15 protein-coding genes and 3 pseudogenes are annotated in these 16,549 nt (G+C 71.5%); 7 read left to right on the top strand and 11 right to left on the bottom strand.

Annotated features, from left to right (window positions below):
• Positions 1-2: 2 nt before the first annotated feature.
• From ACIBK3_RS20100 to ACIBK3_RS20110, 3 genes and pseudogenes are all read right to left on the bottom strand, one after another.
• Positions 3-1,940 (bottom strand): acyltransferase, encoded by a 1,938-nt coding sequence (locus tag ACIBK3_RS20100; RefSeq protein ID WP_399367106.1) that lies wholly within the window; start codon positions 1,938-1,940, stop codon positions 3-5.
• A 46-nt stretch (positions 1,941-1,986) separates the two neighbouring features.
• Positions 1,987-2,657 (bottom strand): annotated as a pseudogene (locus ACIBK3_RS20105) (response regulator).
• On the bottom strand, positions 2,654-2,959 hold the full coding sequence (locus ACIBK3_RS20110) for an ATP-binding protein (RefSeq protein WP_399367108.1): 306 nt from the start codon (positions 2,957-2,959) through the stop codon (positions 2,654-2,656). Before ACIBK3_RS20110 ends, ACIBK3_RS20105 begins: the two are co-directional and overlap by 4 nt.
• A gap of 32 nt (positions 2,960-2,991) precedes the next feature.
• On the opposite strand from ACIBK3_RS20110, the pseudogene ACIBK3_RS20115 reads away from it, so the two are divergent.
• From ACIBK3_RS20115 to ACIBK3_RS20125, 3 genes and pseudogenes are all read left to right on the top strand, one after another.
• Positions 2,992-3,510: pseudogene (locus ACIBK3_RS20115) on the top strand (RNA-guided endonuclease InsQ/TnpB family protein); the annotation flags it as partial.
• A gap of 116 nt (positions 3,511-3,626) precedes the next feature.
• Positions 3,627-3,903, top strand: a pseudogene (locus tag ACIBK3_RS20120) (ATP-binding cassette domain-containing protein); the annotation flags it as partial.
• 11 nt (positions 3,904-3,914) lie between these two features.
• Positions 3,915-4,040 (top strand): hypothetical protein, encoded by a 126-nt coding sequence (locus ACIBK3_RS20125; protein WP_399367110.1) that lies wholly within the window; start codon positions 3,915-3,917, stop codon positions 4,038-4,040.
• A 221-nt stretch (positions 4,041-4,261) separates the two neighbouring features.
• Here ACIBK3_RS20125 and ACIBK3_RS20130 read toward each other — a convergent pair whose 3' ends face one another.
• Positions 4,262-4,753: a MarR family winged helix-turn-helix transcriptional regulator gene (locus ACIBK3_RS20130; RefSeq protein ID WP_399367112.1), complete on the bottom strand. Its 492-nt coding sequence runs from the start codon at positions 4,751-4,753 to the stop codon at positions 4,262-4,264.
• A 156-nt stretch (positions 4,754-4,909) separates the two neighbouring features.
• On the opposite strand from ACIBK3_RS20130, the gene ACIBK3_RS20135 reads away from it, so the two are divergent.
• Positions 4,910-5,869 (top strand): alpha/beta hydrolase, encoded by a 960-nt coding sequence (locus ACIBK3_RS20135; protein WP_399367114.1) that lies wholly within the window; start codon positions 4,910-4,912, stop codon positions 5,867-5,869.
• A 42-nt stretch (positions 5,870-5,911) separates the two neighbouring features.
• On the opposite strand, the gene ACIBK3_RS20140 is transcribed toward ACIBK3_RS20135, so the two are convergent.
• The 5 genes from ACIBK3_RS20140 to ACIBK3_RS20160 are packed head-to-tail and all read right to left on the bottom strand — an operon-like array spanning position 5,912 to position 11,291.
• Entirely contained in the window at positions 5,912-7,162 is a 1,251-nt protein-coding gene (locus tag ACIBK3_RS20140; protein WP_399367116.1) for a glucarate dehydratase family protein, read from the bottom strand.
• 17 nt (positions 7,163-7,179) lie between these two features.
• Entirely contained in the window at positions 7,180-8,088 is a 909-nt protein-coding gene (locus ACIBK3_RS20145; protein WP_399367118.1) for a 5-dehydro-4-deoxyglucarate dehydratase, read from the bottom strand.
• A gap of 25 nt (positions 8,089-8,113) precedes the next feature.
• Positions 8,114-9,058, bottom strand: coding sequence for a carbohydrate ABC transporter permease (locus ACIBK3_RS20150; protein WP_399367120.1), 945 nt, complete (start codon positions 9,056-9,058; stop codon positions 8,114-8,116).
• On the bottom strand, positions 9,055-9,960 hold the full coding sequence (locus ACIBK3_RS20155; RefSeq protein ID WP_399367122.1) for a carbohydrate ABC transporter permease: 906 nt from the start codon (positions 9,958-9,960) through the stop codon (positions 9,055-9,057). The genes ACIBK3_RS20150 and ACIBK3_RS20155 overlap by 4 nt, the downstream gene beginning before the upstream one ends.
• The gene (locus tag ACIBK3_RS20160) at positions 9,957-11,291 is read right to left on the bottom strand and encodes an extracellular solute-binding protein (RefSeq protein ID WP_399367124.1); all 1,335 of its coding nucleotides are present in this window, start codon (positions 11,289-11,291) and stop codon (positions 9,957-9,959) included. The genes ACIBK3_RS20155 and ACIBK3_RS20160 overlap by 4 nt, the downstream gene beginning before the upstream one ends.
• 181 nt (positions 11,292-11,472) lie before the next feature.
• Between ACIBK3_RS20160 and ACIBK3_RS20165 the strand changes: the two genes are divergently transcribed.
• A complete protein-coding gene (locus ACIBK3_RS20165; protein WP_399367126.1) occupies positions 11,473-11,595 on the top strand; it encodes a hypothetical protein in 123 nt (40 codons plus the stop codon).
• Positions 11,592-12,473: a fructosamine kinase family protein gene (locus ACIBK3_RS20170; RefSeq protein WP_399367128.1), complete on the top strand. Its 882-nt coding sequence runs from the start codon at positions 11,592-11,594 to the stop codon at positions 12,471-12,473. The genes ACIBK3_RS20165 and ACIBK3_RS20170 overlap by 4 nt, the downstream gene beginning before the upstream one ends.
• Positions 12,474-12,593: 120 nt before the next feature.
• On the opposite strand, the gene ACIBK3_RS20175 is transcribed toward ACIBK3_RS20170, so the two are convergent.
• Both ACIBK3_RS20175 and ACIBK3_RS20180 read right to left on the bottom strand, forming a co-directional pair.
• On the bottom strand, positions 12,594-14,765 hold the full coding sequence (locus tag ACIBK3_RS20175) for a hypothetical protein (protein WP_399367130.1): 2,172 nt from the start codon (positions 14,763-14,765) through the stop codon (positions 12,594-12,596).
• 87 nt (positions 14,766-14,852) lie between these two features.
• A complete protein-coding gene (locus ACIBK3_RS20180) occupies positions 14,853-15,245 on the bottom strand; it encodes a DUF5997 family protein (RefSeq protein ID WP_399367132.1) in 393 nt (130 codons plus the stop codon).
• 58 nt (positions 15,246-15,303) lie between these two features.
• Between ACIBK3_RS20180 and ACIBK3_RS20185 the strand changes: the two genes are divergently transcribed.
• On the top strand, positions 15,304-16,071 hold the full coding sequence (locus ACIBK3_RS20185) for a LysR substrate-binding domain-containing protein (RefSeq protein WP_399367134.1): 768 nt from the start codon (positions 15,304-15,306) through the stop codon (positions 16,069-16,071).
• Positions 16,072-16,549: the final 478 nt, after the last annotated feature.

The raw sequence follows: 16,549 nt of genomic DNA on the forward strand, positions 1-16,549 counted from the left end.
GGTCAACGGCCGTGGTGGGAGTTCTCGGTGCGCGGTCCGGCCGGCTCGGGGCGGTGGATGCCACGGGGGCGGTAGCCGAGTTCGTCGGAGCGGCCCAGCAGGTCGGCCAGGAGCCAGATGATGGCCAGCCACATCTCGGTGCCCTGGAGGCCGGGCTCCGGGCCGGGACCCGAGGCGCCGGGGCCGAAGCCGAAGCCCCGGCCGGCCCGCCAGCGGGGGAGGGCCGCGGCCAGCTGCCGTTCGGCCCACGCGCGGATGTCGGCCGTACGGTAACCCGCGGCGCCGCCCGTTCCCAGCTGCCTGGTGGACAGCCACAGAGGGTGGGCGACGTCCAGGACGTTGCAGGCGTTCTCCTGGCCCGCGCCGAAGTACCGCGTGTCCCGGGAGTGGTCCAGGACCGTGTCCACGACCCGCTCCGGATGCGGCACCGGCAGCCCGAACTGGGCGAACGAGCCCCGCGTCAGCCGGTAGTAGCCGTTGACCACCTGCAACCGCCCGGCCTCGGCCGAGCGGACCCCCCACATCCCGGTCCACGGGTCGGCACGGGTGAGCAGCCACCCGAAGAGCGCCTCCGGCGCGCCCGGTTCCGCGCTGCCGACCTCGGCGTGCCGTGCGTTCCAGTGGGCCGCCGTGGCCCAGGCGTCGATCCAGGCGCCGGCGCCCCACGCACCGTCACGCCACGGCAACGCGTCGAGGCGGGAGATCAGTTGACCCACCGCCATATCCCTTGCGGCGGACACCGGATGGGGAAAGGAGGAGCCCAGCAGGTCGAGCGCGTAGCCGACACAGAGGATGTGGTAGAGCGCGGCCCCTTCACGGGGGAAGCCGTCCTCGGGCAGGCCCTCGCCGAACTCCGGGACGAGTCCGGTGCCCTGATCCTGGAGCGCGGCCAGGCGGCGGACGTGTTCGTCGGCCGTCAGCTGTCCGGGCGCCGCGCCCAGCAGGAGGTCGGCGATCTCCACGGCGTCGCAGTGCGCGCGTACGGTGGGGGCGGTCCCAGGGCGGTCGGCGTAGCGGTCGCCGTCCCAGCACCGGTCAAGCATCTCGACGGCCTGAGCGCGGGCGGTGTCGCCGAACCGGCTCAGGTCCGTACCGCCCGCGTTTCCGCCGAACCGGCTCGACTCCGTACCGCCCGTGTTTCCGCGGGACCGGCTCAGGTCCGTACCGCCCGCGTTTCCGCCGAACCGGCTCGACTCCGTACCGCCCGTGTTTCCGCCGAACCGGCTCGACTCCGTACCGCCCGTGGGACCGCCGGAGCGGCTCGACTCCGTACCGCCCGCATCAGCGCCGAGGCGGCCCGGCGCAGGACCGGCCGCACGAGGCGCCCCGTTGTCGTGCCGGTCCGCTCCATCGTCCCGCCGGTCCGCCCCGATGTCCCGCCGGTCGCGGATCCTGCGCGCCGGATTCCCCGCGGCGACCGACCACGCCGGCAGATCCCTGGTGACCACCGCGCCCGCCCCGATCACGCAGTGGTCCCCGATGGTCACCCCGTCCACCACGACCACGTGCGAGCCGATCCACACGTCGTCCCCGACCTTGATCCCCCGGCTGGTGAGGGGCTGTCGGAAGACCGGCCGGTCGGGAGCCATGGAGTGGTTGAAGCCGAGCAGCGAGCTGTGGGCCCCGATCCGGACCCCGCTGCCCAGCGCGACGGCACCGCGCACGGTGGTGAACGGGTTCAGCGTGCAGTCCGTGCCCGTGGTCAGCTCATCGGTGACATAGGCGTGAGCGGCGATGTACGACCCGTCCCCGAGCCGCAGCCGCTCCGGGAACACCGCCGCCGACTCGGCGACGTAACACCGCTCACCGATCTCGCTGTCCCCGCCGATCGCCTCCTGCCGCCTGCGCTGGGCCAGCCGTTGGTCCCCGTTCGCCTCGTCGGCGAACAGCCAGGGACAGTGGTCGAAGTGCCGTACGGACTGCTCGGGTCGGTGATCCATGACAGGCACGCTAGGCAGGCCACCGCCGCGCGGGGAAGACCGCGGATCACCGTTCCTTGAGCCCGCGCGGCCGGACCAGCCCCGTCTCGTAGGCGAGGACGACCGCCTGGGCGCGGTCCCGCAGGGCCAGCTTGGCGAAGACGCGGGCCACGTGGGACTTCACCGTGGCCTCGCTCAAGGTCAGTTCGGCGGCGAGTTCGGAGTTGGACAGGCCGCGGGCCAGCAGAGTCAGGACCTCCAGCTCACGGGGGGTCAGGGCGGCGAGGTCGGCGTGCACGGCCGGCGGGCGGCCGGGGTCGGAGGCGAAGCGCTCGACCAGACGCCGGGTGATGGACGGGGCCAGCAGGGCGTCACCGGTGCCGACCAGCCGTACGGCTGCCGCCAGATGCTCGGGGTGACGTCCTTCAGCAGGAAGCCGCTGGCCCCGATCGAGAGGGCGGTGTAGACGTAGCGGTCCAGGTCGAAGGTGGTCAGCATGAGCACGCGGCAGTCCGGCGCCTGTCCGAGGATGCGCCGGGTGGCCTCCAGGCCGTCCATGGCCGGCATGCGGATGTCCATCAGCACGACGTCGGGCTTCAGTTCGCGGGCCCGCGTCACCGCCTCCACGCCGTCGGCCGCCTCGCCCACCACCTCGATGCCGCGGGCGTTCAGGATCAGCCGGAACCCGGTCCGGATGAGGGTCTGGTCGTCGGCGACGAGGACGCGGGGCGCCGTCACGGGCGGTCCAGGGGGATGCGCGCCCGGACCCGGTAGCCGCCGCCGAGGCGACGGCGGGCGTCCAGGTCCCCGCCGTACACCGCGACCCGCTCGCGCAGTCCGAGCAGCCCGCGTCCCGTACCCTGCCCGTGGCGTGGTCGCGTCCGCGCCGGAGCGGTGCCGGTCAGGACGCTCGGGCCGGTGTTCAGCACCTCCACCCGCAGCGCGTGGTCGGCGTACCGCACGGTGACCTCGGCCTTGCCGCCGTCGCCGTGCCGGAGCGCGTTGGTCAGCGCCTCCTGCACGATGCGGTACGCCGTCACGTCGATGCCCTGCGGCAGCGGGCGCGGCTGCCCGGAGCCTCGGGCACTGGTACGCCTCGTTCGTCGTCCCCGCCCAGGTCCAGCCCCTGCCGCAGACCGGCCGCGCACTCGGCGTCGACTGGGGCGTGAAACAGACCGCGACCACCACCTCCGACACCCACGACCTGCCACACGCCGGGCACGGCCAGAAGGCCCGGGCGAAGCTGACCCGGTACGACCGGATGATGGCCCGCCGCAAGCCGAAGAAGGGACAACCGGCGTCGAAGGGCTACCGCGAGGCGAAGAGACTGCGGGCGAAGGCGTACAAGAAGGTCGCCAGGCAGCGTCAGGACACCGGCCGTAAGTGGGCCAAGAAGGTGGTCCGTGACCACGACGCCATCGCGGTCGAGGACTTTCGCCCGAGGTTCCTCGCCAGGACCACCATGGCCCGCAAGGCCGCCGACGCCGCCATCGGCGCCACCAAGGCCGCCCTGATCGAGATGGGCCGCAAGCACGGGCGGGACGTCCGCCTGGTCCACCCCGCGCATACCACGATGGACTGCGCGCACTGCGAAACGCCCGGCCCTCTGCCATCCCCGGAGGGATGTTCAGGCAGCGCTCTCCTCCGTAGCGTCTTGGACATGATCACTGGGAGAGCAGGGGAGAGGCCGTCGCACGACTCGACGGTGTGCGCAAGGAGTACGGCCGAGACGACCGCGCTGGACGGCGTCACGCTGGCGATCCGGGCGGGGGAGGCGGTCGCCGTGATGGGGCCCTCGGGGTTCGGCAAGTCGACCTTGCTCAACATGATCGCCGGGCTGGACCGGCTGAGCGGTGGCACGGTCGTCGTCCACGGAGAGAACGTGGGGGAGTCGAGCGAGAAGGGCCTCGCGCTGTACCGGCGGCGCCGCATCGGCATGGTCTTCCAGTTCTTCAACCTGGTCGACGACCTGTCGGCGCTCGACAGGTGATGACGGTGACATCGATGGCGGTCCTCGGCACGTGCGGCTCCCTGCTCGGCATCCCGCTGGGTATGGTCGGCCACCGGCTGGTCGTCCCGAGGACGGCCGAGGCGATCGACATCACCCTGCCGCGTACATGACGGACGTCTGGCAGGGCGCCGCCCCGCTCGCTCTGGCGTCCACGGGCGTCACGATCGCGGTCCTGGGCGCGTACATCCCGGCTTGGAGAGCGGCCCGGTGGCGGAGGTACTGCGCAACGAGTGAGCGGAGGAGTTCCGCAGGCAGTGACGGGGTAAGGCCATCCGCACCCCGTGACCCATCAGCGGTACGACTGCTCCGCCCGCACTCAGCGAGCGCGCCCTCAGCCGGCGCTGACGTTCGCGGTGAGCAGGCGGAGCAACTGCTTGGCCAGGGCGTCCTGTTCGGGTGTGAGCCCCATGGCCGCTCCGATGGCCAGGGGAACCCTGCCCGCCCGTTCCCGCAGCCGCGCCCCCGCCTCGCTCAGCCGGATCGACACGGACCGCTCGTCGTCCGCCCGCCGCTCACGGTGCAGCAGGCCGTTCGCCTCCAGGCGCTTGAGCAGCGGCGACAGGGTGCTGGACTCCAGTTGCAGCGCGGCGCCCAGCTCGCGCACCGAGATCTCGTCCTGCTCCCACAGCACGAGCATGACGAGGTACTGCGGATAGGTGAGCCCCAGTTCGTCCAGCAGCGGCCGGTAGCGCGCGGTCACCGCGCGGGAGGCGGCGTACAGGGCGAAACAGAGCTGGTCGTCCAGGAGCAGTGACCCCTCGGCCGGTTCAGCGGCTGCCTCCACGGTGCGGCTCCCGGTCTCTGTGCTCAACGTGCTCGACATGACGAACACCACCCTATCCTTCGAGTCCCCTCGATTCTATCGAGGCCAAATAAGTTGCGCACGACTTAGTCGGGCGCTACTGTCCTTGGTGTGCCGCTCCTCCGGTCCGGAACCCCCGCCGGAGGCCACCGCGGCACCCGATCCGAGGAGATCGCCATGACCGGCACCCGCCCCGTTCTGGAACCCGCCGCACAGGCCTTCGCCGAGGCCACCGCGAACCCGCCGTACCTCTTCGACCTGCCGCCCGCCGAGGGCCGCAAGGCGGTCGACGAGGTCCAGTCCGGCGAGATCGAGAAGCCGGCCGTCGACGAGGAGTGGATCACCGTCTCCGGCGGGCCCACGGGCAGCGTCCGCGTCCGGGTCGTCCGCCCGGCCAAGGCCACCGGTGTCCTCCCGGTCATCCTCTACATCCACGGCGCCGGCTGGGTCTTCGGCAACGCCCACACCCACGACCGCCTGGTCCGCGAACTCGCCGTGGGCGCCGACGCCGCCGTGGTCTTCCCGGAGTACGACCTCTCGCCCGAGGCCCGCTACCCGGTCGCCGTCGAGCAGAACTACACCGTCGCCCAGTGGATCGTCGCCGAAGGGACCGCTCACTACCTGGACGGCACGCGGATCGCGGTGGCCGGGGACTCGGTCGGCGGCAACATGGCCGCCGCGCTGACCCTGATGGCCAAGGAACGCGGTGACGTGCCGCTGGTCCACCAGGTGCTCTTCTACCCGGTCACCGACGCCGCCTTCGACACCGGCTCCTACCGGCAGTTCGCGGAGGGCTACTTCCTGCGCCGCGACGGCATGCAGTGGTTCTGGGACCAGTACACGACCGACGAGAAGCAGCGCGCCGAGATCACCGCGTCCCCGCTGCGCGCCACGACCGAGCAGCTGACCGGACTGCCCCCGGCCCTGGTCATCACCGCCGAGGCCGATGTCCTGCGCGACGAGGGCGAGGCCTACGCGGGCAAGCTGCGCGAGGCCGGCGTCCCCGTCACCGCGGTCCGCTACCAGGGCATCATCCACGACTTCGTGATGCTCGACGCCCTGCGTGGGACGCGCGCCGCCGAGGCCGCCGTCAAGCAGGCGAGCAGCACCCTGCGTACGGCCCTGCACGCCGGCTGAGACACCGGCGCGCCCCGCGCCTCACCGCGGCCCCGGCCATCCTCACCACCGAGGCAGTCTGAGCTCGTACTCCGGCTGGATCCGCCGCATGTACCCGGTGTCGTCCCGCGACCGCACACCGGAGTCCACATACAGCCGGTGCAGCCGGTCGAGGGCGTCGTGATCGAGCTCCACGCCGAGACCGGGACCGGTGGGGACCTTGACCTCGCCGTCGCGGATCTCCAGAACGCCGGGGACGATCACGTCGTCCGCCGAGTTCCACGGGTAGTGCGTGTCGCAGGAGTGGTCGAGGTTCGGGATGGCCGCGGCCACGTGGGTCATGGCGGCGAGGCTGATCCCGAGGTGCGAATTGGAGTGCATCGACAGCGCCAGATCGAACGCCTCGCAGACGGCGGCCAGTTCCCGCGTGCGGCGCAGCCCGCCCCAGTAGTGGTGGTCGGTGAGCAGGACCTGGATCGCGTTCTGCTCGATCGCCGGCTTCAGGTGTTCCCAGGCGATCACGCACATGTTGGTCGCGAGCGGAAGCGGCGAGTCCTTCGCCACCTCCGCCATCCCGGAGATGCCCCCGGTCGGATCCTCCAAGTACTCCAGCACGCCGTCGAGTTCGCGGGCGACGTACGTGGAGGTCTCCGCCGTCCAGGCCGTGTTGGGGTCCAGCCGCAGCGGCTGCCCGGGGAAGGCCTCCGCCAGCGCCCTGATCGCGGCGATCTCCTCGTCGGGCGGGAAGACACCGCCCTTCAGCTTGAAGGAGCGGAAGCCGTAGCGCTGTTGCATGAGGCGGGCCTGCTCGACGATCCCGGCCGGGTCCAGGGCCGCGCCCCAGTCGTCGCCGACGGCCGCGCGGCCGTCGAGGGCGGGGTGCTCGGCCCACTTGTAGAAGAGGTACGCGGCGAACGGCACGGAGTCGCGGACCGTGCCCCCGAGCAGGTCGCTGACCGGCCGCCCGAGCAGCTTGCCCTGCGCGTCCAGGCAGGCCACCTCCACCGCGGAGGTGGTCCAGCCGCGTTCGTGGGAGCTGGGCACGGTCGGCAGCAGGACGGCGTCGATCGCGGCCGCGAGTGCCGTGGTGTCGAAGACGTCCATGCCGACGACCACCTTCGCCGCCACCTGAAGCCGCTCCAGCCGCTCGGTGCCGCCCGGCGACTCGCCGAGGCCCACCGTGCCGTCCTCCAGGACGAGTTGGAGGATCACGCGCAGGGCGAGGGGTTCGTGGACGCCGTTGGAGTTGAGCAGCGGCGGGTCGCCGAAGGCGATCGGGGTGACGATCAGCTCCCTGATCCTGGTGGGATTCATACCGTTCCTGGTAGAACTCACGCGCCGATCACCTCCAGGCCGTGGTCGAGGAGTTTCGCCAGCCGGGCGACATGCTCCGGTGTCGGATCCAGCAAGGGCGCCCGTACACCGCCCACGTCCAGGCCGCGCAGGGTCACTCCGGCCTTGACGAGGGCCACAGCGTATCCGGGGACCTCGTCGCGGAGGGCCACGAGAGGGCCGTAGAACTCGTCGAGGAGCGTGGTGAGGAGCGCCTCGTCGTTCTCGGCGAGCGCCCGGTGGAAGGCCAGGGCGATCTCCGGGGCGAAGGCGAAGACCGCCGAGGAGTACAGGCCGACGCCGATGGCGCGGTAGGCGGACGCGGTCATCTCGGCGGTGGGCAGGCCGTTGAAGAACTGGAAGTCCTCCGCGCCCGGCACGGCCCGGACCGCCCGGACGATGCGGTGCATCCGCTCGATGTCACCGATGCCGTCCTTGAGGCCGACGACGTGCGGCAGGGCGGCGAGTTGGGCGGCCGTCGGCTCGGTGAGCCGTGCCGTGCCGCGCTGGTAGAAGATCACGGGCAGGCCGGTGGCCGCGGTGATCTCCTCGACGTACCGCACCAGGCCCCGCTGCGGAGCGGTCACCAGGTACGGCGGCAGCAGCAGGATGCCGTCGGCGCCGGCCCGCTCGATACGGGCGGCCTGGTCGCGGGCGACCGGGACCGGGCCGCCGGCCGCCGCCAGGACGGGTACGCGACCGGCGGTGGTGTCGACGGCGACCTGCGTGGCCCGTTCGATCTCGTCGGGTGTCAGGGCGTGGAACTCGCCGGTCCCGCAGGCGACGAACACGCCGCCCGCGCCGGCGGCGACACCGGCCTCGATATGCCGGCCGAGCCGTTCCTCGTCCAGCGAACCGTCCGCGGCGAACGGTGTGACCGGGAAGAACAGCACTCCTTGGAACTTCATGTCTCCCTCGAAGGTGGGGGCGGGATCAGCCCTTGGTGGCACCGGCGGCGATTCCGGTGACCAGCGAGCGCTGGAGGAGCAGATAGACGATCAGGCTGGGGACCAGGGCGATGACCGCACCGGCCAGCACCACTCCGGACCCGACCTCGGGGTCGGTGCGCAGGATGGACAGGGCCACGGTGACCGTGTAGTCGGTGGGGTCCTTGGAGGCGATCAGGGGCAGCAGGTACTGGTCCCAGATCATGACGAAACCGAGCACGCCGGCCACGCCGAGGGCGGGCTTGCACAGCGGCAGCACGACCTGCCACAGCATCCGGAACTCGCCGACGCCATCGAGACGGGCGGCCTCCTCGATCTCGGTGGGGACGTCCTTCATGAACTCGGTCAGGAGCATCACGGAGAAGCCCCAGGCTCCGAGCGGCAGGATCACACCCCAGGCCGTGCCCTTCAGATCCAGGCCGACCACCGGGACGTGCCCGAGGACCAGGGACAACGGGATGGCGATGACCTCCTCGGGGAGCATCATCGTCAGCATGAACAGGGTCAGGATCAGGGCCTGGCCGCGGAACCTGTGCCGGGCCAGCGCGTACGCGGCGAGCACCGACACCGCGAGCTGGAGCAGCAGCGCACCGCCCGCGATGACCAGGGAGTTGGTGAAGTAGTCCCAGATCCCGCGTTCGCCGGCCACCTCGAAGTTCTGCAGCGTGCTGTCGTGCGGCAGGAAGGACAGGGAGGAGCCGCTGGCGTGCGCGGTGAAGGCGCCGGAGAGGATCGTCAGGAACGGCGCCGCGAAGACGCCCAGTGCGATCGCGCAGAGCAGCATCCTCAGCGCCCAGGAGACGCCGGGTCGGTCGCTCCAGCCGAGGGCGGTGTCGAAGCGGGCGGGGGTGGCGCGCCGGGAGGCGGCGGCCTTGCCGGTCGCGGCGGACGGCGCCGGGGCCCGGACGGGCTCGATGGCGGGTGCGCTCATCGGACGTCTCCCCTCTTGCGGAAGTAGTTGACCGTGACGGTCAGCAGCAGGGTCACGCAGAGCAGCACCACGGAGGCCGCGGAGGCGCCGCCGATGTCGTTGCGGGTGAAGCCGAGGGTGTAGGCGCGGGTCATCCAGACCTCCGTGGACCCCGCAGGTCCGCCGCCGGTCAGCACGTACACCTCGGTGAAGACGCGCAGTCCGCGGATCGCGGCGAGGGTGAGGACGATGCCGAGCGCGGGGCGGATCGCGGGCAGAGTCACATACCGCAGCCGCTGCCACAGGGAGACGCCGTCCATCGCGGCGGCCTCGTACAGGGTCCGGTCGACGCCCGCGAGACCGGCGAGGATGATCACCATGTTGTACGGGGCGATCATCCAGATACTCATCACCATCGTCGCCCACAGCGCGGTGCTGGGGTTGTCCAGGTACTGCACGGGCCCGAGGCCGAGGAAGCTCAGACCGTGGTTGATCAGGCCGTCGGACGTCGGGTAGTACATGAGCCGCCACAACTCGCCGACGACGGCGGTCGCGGTGACGACCGGCAGGAAGACGGCCGTACGCATGATCTTCAGCGAGCGGGCCTGGCCTTCGAGGAGCAGTGCCAGCAGGAAGCCGACGACGATCGCGCCGACCGACTGGCCGAGGCCGAGAACCAGGGTGTGGCCGATGGCTTCCTGGAAGCGGTGGTCGGTCAGCACCCGGGTGTAGTTGTCGAGCCCGACCCACTGGTCGCCGAGGAACGGCCGGACCTTGAAGAAGCTGAGCCACATGCCCTTGCCCATGGGCAGGAACTTGAAGACGAGGGCGAGCAGCAGTCCGGGGGCGAGGAACACCCAGGGCAGCACCGCCCGCTTGCTGAGCACTCGGCGCCGCTGGGGCGCGGTGACGGTCGCGGTCATTTCAACAGGTCCTGGTCCTTGAGGTCACCGGCAAGGGTGTCGTTGAGTTCCTTCAGGCCCGAGCGGACGTCGCTGCCGCAGTACGTGAAGATCGCGTTGAGACTGTCGGCGGTGTCCTGCTTGACCGGGGCGAAGTCCGGCGCGTTCGGGAACTGCTCCGAGCGTTCCTCGTACGCCTTCTGCACGACCCTCCAGCGGGCGTCGTCGCGCACCTCGGCGGCGTCCAGTGTGGAGTTGACGGGGATACGGACGACCGGCTGGTGGCCGTCGACGCTGGTCATGGCGATTCGCTGACCCTCGGGGGAGACGAGGAACGCGGCCAGCGTCCGCTCCTGCTCGGTCTTGCCGGTCCTGGCGCCGAAGTACACGTTCTCGCCCTCGGCCAGCACATCGGACCCGGCCGGGCCGGAGGGGGCGGGGACGACCTCGTACGTGTTCTTGCCGGGCGTCGCGTCGAATGTGGTGATGTTGTAGGGGCCGGTGAGGTACATGCCGGCGTTGCCGTCCTGGAAGTTGGTGGCGTTGCCGGTGACGGCGGTGAGCGCGCCCGGCTGGACGACGTTCTTGGCGCCGCAGAAGAGGTTGTCCTTCAGCCAGGTGACGGTCTTCACCGCCGCCGCCGAATCCATGGCGGGGCGGTAGCCGCCCTGGCCGTCCGACTCGATGATCTTCGCGCCGCCCTGCCAGAGGTAGCTGGCGCCCCACCAGGCGGCGTAGCCGTTCTGGGCGCTGCCGGGGACGACCATGCCGTAGGTGTCGGCCTTGCCGTCGCCGTCCGGGTCCCGCGTGGCGAAGGCCTTGGCGACGGTGAGCATCTCCAGCCAGGTCGTCGGCGCCTGGAGACCGAGCTTTTTCAGCCAGTCCTTGCGGATCATCAGGGTCATGGCCTGGCGGGAGTACGGGATGCCGTAGTGCTTGCCGTCGATGCCCACCGTGGACGACCAGCTCTTGCCGGTGATCTGGTCGCCGCCCGCGATCGACGCGGGATCGATCGGCTTGAGCAGGCCCTGGCTCTGGTAACTGCCCATCAGAGCCGTGTCGTTGATCATGACGTCGGGCAGGTCCTTGGTGGACGCCCGGCTCTGGAGCTGCTGGTCGAAGTTGACGACCGGCTGGTAGTCGACCTTGATCCCGGTCCTCTTGGTGAAAGCGGCGAACACCCGGTCGTAGGTGGCGGCGTCGTCCGGATTGCTCCGGGTCCACACCTCCAGTGTGTTCGGGTCACCGGCACCGGCGCTTTCGGACCCCGGGCCACAGGCGGCCGTTGCGCACATCAATCCCGTGACGGCGGCCACGGCGGCCAGGCGGCGGCGTCGTCGGCGATCGCCCATGGACACCCTCCGTTCACATTCATGAACTTTCTTCACGAATCTAAATGATCGCCCAAGCTACGAATCGTTTCATCAGAATGTCAAGACATGGCTGGAACAATTCACCGATGCCCCACACGAGGGAGACGTTCCTCGGGAATGCCCTTGTCCGTCGGCGAGCCGTGTGCCTACGGTCCGGATCATGCTGTCTGTGGTGGAGACGGACGAGGGGCGGGACGCGATCGTCCCCGACGAGAGGCTGACGCGGGCAGGAGCGGACGGTTCGCTTCCCGCGCTCGCCGAGACATGGTTCGGTACCGCATGACCACTCGTACGACGCCCGACGGCGATGAGACTCCCGGCGCCGTGGCGGCCCGGCTCACCGGACGGCCGGTGACCGGCGAACGGCCACTGTCCGGCGGGCTCGCCGAAGTCACCCTCGATGACGGCCGGTCGGTCGTGGTCAAGCGGGGTGACGGCCCCGGCGCTGTGCAGGCCGAGGCCGCCGGGCTGCGCTGGCTGGCCGAGGCCGGAGCCGTCCGCGTGCCGACCTTGCACGGCGAGGACCCGCACCACCTGGTGATCGGCCGGGTGCAGCAAGGACGGCCGAGCACCGGCGCGGCGGTCCGGTTCGGCCGGGACCTGGCCGCCCTGCACGCCTGTGGCGCACCCGCGTTCGGCGCCCCACCGCCCGGCGGCCCGACGGACGCGTACATCGGACGCGCCCCGATGCGGAACATCGAGGGCACCGACTGGCCCGCCTGGTACGCCGAACACCGGGTGCTGCCGTACCTGCGCCACGCGGTCGACGACGGCACGGTGCGCCCCGCCGAAGCCGCTGTCGTCAAAGAGGTCTGCGTACGGCTGCCCGAGCTCGCGGGACCGGCGGAACCGCCGGCCCGGCTGCACGGCGACCTGTGGAACGGCAACGTGCTCTGGGGCGACGACGACCAGGTCCGGCTGATCGACCCGGCCGCGCACGGCGGCCACCGCGAGACCGACCTCGCGATGCTCCACCTCTTCGGCTGCCCCCACCTGGACCGGGTGCTGGAGGGCTACCAGCAGGCGGCCCCGCTCGCCGCCGGCTGGCGGGACCGTATCGGTCTGCACCAGCTCTTCCCGCTCCTGGTGCACGCCGTGCTCTTCGGCCGCGGATACGCGGAACAGGCACTCGCGGAAGCACGAACGGCCCTGGCGCGCTGAGCCGCGCCGCAGGGCCGTCCGATCCGAGATCGATGCGAGGAAAGCGAAGGGACTACGGAACTTTTGCAGAGTTGAGAGAAGGAAGCCCCTTCATGGCCTCGCCGTGATCAACGGTAACAGTCAGTCCGGGATCAAGTCGCGCAGATTTTCGAGGGTGATGACCTGGGAGTCCGGGTGCAGCCCCTCCGGGCGCTGGAGACCGACATAGGTGACGGGCCCGTCCGGGACGGAACAGCCGTCCCACAGCGTCACCCCCACCGAGCCGTCGGCCAACACGTCGGCGAGGTACCGCACCGTCAGCTGCTCACGCTCGACGACGGCCCGCACCAGCGTGGCCACCGACACCCGGTTCTCCTCGACCCGGTTGGACGTCGGCATCCCCTTCAGATACAGGTGCAGCCACTTGGCGTGCCACCGACCGTCGTCGCCGCGCCGGAACGCCAGCGGCAGCGCCACCCGCCCCGGACCGCGCAGCTCCGACTTCATCCGCACCGTCCGCGGCTCGAACGGCCGCCCCTGCTGCTCGGCCTCGCGCAGCATGAAGCCGAAGAACGACTCCTCGACCTCCTCGAAGCCCTCCCCGGAGAAGATGTTGACCTGCGGGACGACGAACGTGCCGCGCACAGCACCGAGCGGCAGGTTGATGAACTCCGAGGCGCCCTCGGGCGCTTCGACGATGTCGCCGGAGTGCTCGCCGTCCAGGTTGGACAGTTCGGTGTACGACAGCCACGAGACGGTCTTGTAGGAGGCGTCCAAGATCAGTGCCGACAGGTCGTAGTCGGTGGTCTCCTCGGTCTGCTTCCAGTACACGAAGAAACGCAGCAGCTCACCGTCGACCGGGGAGACCGACCCGCGCGGCAGCACACCGAGACCGGCCGCGGTCGCCCGCCCGCTCAGCGGCAGCGCCACGTCGAGGACCTGGGGGTCGATCAACAGCGTGTCCGGCGCCGGGAGCCGGCGCCGGACTTCCGCGTCGAGCGCGGCCGTCAGACGCTCCCGGTCCGGCGCCGGTACGGGCGCACGGTCATCGGAAGCGACCCAGGCCCGGCCCAGGCGGTTGATGAACACGCGCCGCTCGCCGGTCTCCCGGTCCCGGTTGTGCAGGTGCTCGCGGACCGACAGCAAGACCCGGCCGGAGACCGAGGGCGCGGCCCGCTCGACGGCGGCCACGACGGCATCGCGCTCACCCGCGGTGGCGGCCCTGCGCAGCAGCCGGTCCAGCGAACGCAGCAGCTTGCCGGGGGCCGACGCAAGCAACTCGGCCGCCGCGGTGACCTCGTCCCGGTCGAGCAGCTCCTCCACCTGGCTCTCGAACGAACGGACCTTTCGCTCGCCGCGCGCGACGGCGAACACCTGGGCCGCGTACGGCCGGTCCGGGTACTCGTGCGGGTGCAGCCGCTCCCCGAGCCGCTTGAAGGCCTCGCGGTGCGCCAGGACGTCCGCGAGCTTGGCGGGAGCCGCGGCCACGACGTCGTCCAGCCCGGCCATCAACGCGCGCCGCACCGGCCGGGACAGCGCCCGGAACCGCGTCGGCTCCCGCAGGGTCACGTCGCCGCCCGACAGCGCGCACGCCAGGCGCAGCACATCGGTGACGGTGTCGAGGAGCGGGCTCGCGCCCACCGTCAGCCGGGCCTCGTTGACGACCGCGCGGTTCTCCCGGACCGGGATCGACTCCGGCTGCGGTCCGTCCGCGCAGTGTGCCGCGAGCGCCGTCAGGTCGGCGAGGACCTCCTCGCCCAGCGGGGTCACGCTGCCGGCCAGCGCCAGGTAGAGGGCGCTCACCTCGTCGTCCGCCGCGCCGCCCGGGTGCAGAACCGTCAGCCGGTCACCCGCGGCGGCGATCAGCTCGTCGTGGGCGGCGAGCATCTCGGCGTACGTGTGCTGGTAGCGGCCGTACGAGGGCAGGGTGAGCAGGTTCACGACGCCGCGGCTCAGCTGCTCGAGCGTGCCGGCGCGGGTGGACTCGTCGTCGAGGGCCTCGCGCATGCAGCGCATCCAGAAGTCGAGCGTGTCCGGCACATTGGCCGGGAAGTCGACGAAGTAGGCGTTGTGGCGGACGTGGTCGCCGACCATCTCGCGGACGATACGCAGCGTGCGCGCGGCGGTGTCGACGACCGTGCCCTCCGACAGCGCCGACAACTGCTCCAGCAGTTCGGTCGAGAGCTTGAAGCCCACGGACATCAGCGCCGCGTCGAACTGCCGCGCCGCGACGGTGCCCTCCCCGGCGGGTCCCGCGGGGGAGGGGAGACGGTGGGTGTGCCGGACGACCAGCGGTTCCAGAGGGTGGCCCATCCCGGCATGGTCGCAGGACGACGGGCGCCGGCGCACGGGAGTTTCCGCGCCGGGAACAAGAGAGGGAGGCGGCAGCCTACGCCGAGGTCAGGAGGACTGGGCGCGCTCGGCGTCCTTCTTCTCCTTGATGCGCGCCGCCTCCTTGCGGACGTCGGCCTGCGTGGCGCGCTCCTTCTCCAGCCACTCGGGCTGCTCCTGCTTGAGCGCGTCGATCTGCTCGGTGGTGAGCGGTTCGGTGACGCCGCCGCGCGCGAGCCCGGCGATGGAGACACCGAGCCTCGCCGCGACCACGGGGCGCGGGTGCGGTCCGGTGCGTCGCAACTCCCGCAGCCACTCGGGCGGGTTCGCCTGGAGCTCGTTCAGCTCGGCGCGGGTGACGACGCCCTCCTGGAACTCTGCGGGGGTGGCCGGGAGGTACACACCCAGCTTCTTCGCCGCGGTCGCGGGCTTCATCGTCTGGGTGGTCTGGTGCGACTTCATGGTGTCCAGACTAACGACCGCGCACGAGCCCTGAGACCACGCCCGGTAGCCTGGCCAGGTGACAGGCACTGCGGCATCCCCTTCCTTCCGGCTCGCCTACGTCCCGGGAGTCACCCCCGGCAAGTGGGTGCGGATATGGAACGAACGCCTGCCCGACGTCCCCCTGGAGCTGGTCGCGGTGTCGGCCGCCGAGGCACCTGACGTGCTGCGCGACGGCCGCGCGGACGCGGCGCTGGTACGGCTCCCCGTCGACCGTACGGTCTTCAGCGCGATCCCCCTCTACACCGAGACGACGGTCGTCGTGGTCCCCAAGGACCACGTCGTGACGGCGGCGGACGAAGTGGAGTGCGCCGATCTCGCGGACGAGACCGTGCTGCACCCCCTCGACGACGTCCTCGACTGGGAGGCGCCGCCGGGAGAGCCCGCGTTCGAGCGGCCCGCCACCGCGGCCGACGCCGTCGAACTGGTGGCGGCCGGCATCGGCCTCCTCGTCGTCCCCCAGTCCCTGGCCCGCCTTCACCACCGCCGGGACCTCACCTACCGCCCGGTCGTCGACGCCCCCGAGTCCGGCGTCGCTCTCTCCTGGCCGGAGGACGCGACCACCGACCTGGTCGAGGAGTTCATCGGCATCGTCCGCGGCCGCACGGTCAACAGTACCCGGGGCCGTCCGGCGCAGGCAGCGCAGCCCAAGGAGAAGGCCAAGGCCAAGGACAAGCCCCCCGCCCGCCGCAAGCCCGTGCCCGGCAAGGCGACGGCCCGCAACCCGCGGGGCGGTTCCGGCGGCGCGACCGGAGGCAGACGCGGCAAGCCCCGCCGCCGTTCCTAGCGTCGGGCGGGGTCAGCAGGCGCCGAGCGCGGCGTGACGGGTACGAGGTCCTCCTGGCGGCTGCGCAGATCACCGGTCGCCGTCTTTGACGCGGTCACCCGGGGCGCGGGCGGCCCGCCGACCCGATCGTTCGGCGCGCGCGGGCGGCCGTCCCGATGCCTCACGGAGCGTACGTCGCTGCCTCCCGATGCGGTCACTGCCCGTGGGCGGCCGTCTCCCGACGGGGTCACTGCGCGTACGTGGCCCTCTGCGCCGTACGCACAACCCGTTGTCCGCCCGACGCGCCGAGCAGTGCCATGGCCACCCATGCCCCCGTGGGGGTCGTCCCGTCCGCCTGCGCGGGGTGGGCCACACCGGCGTCGGTCCCACCGGAGAACGCGGCGAAAGACCGTGGGCGGGACGGGAGAGCCACCCCGGGACAGAAGAGCGCCAAGGGATCAGAAGAGTGCCGAGGGACACGAGCCACCAGTTCCGGCCG

Origin of the sequence: Streptomyces sp. NPDC050287, assembly GCF_044459385.1 — a bacterium.
Lineage (GTDB): Bacteria > Actinomycetota > Actinomycetes > Streptomycetales > Streptomycetaceae > Streptomyces.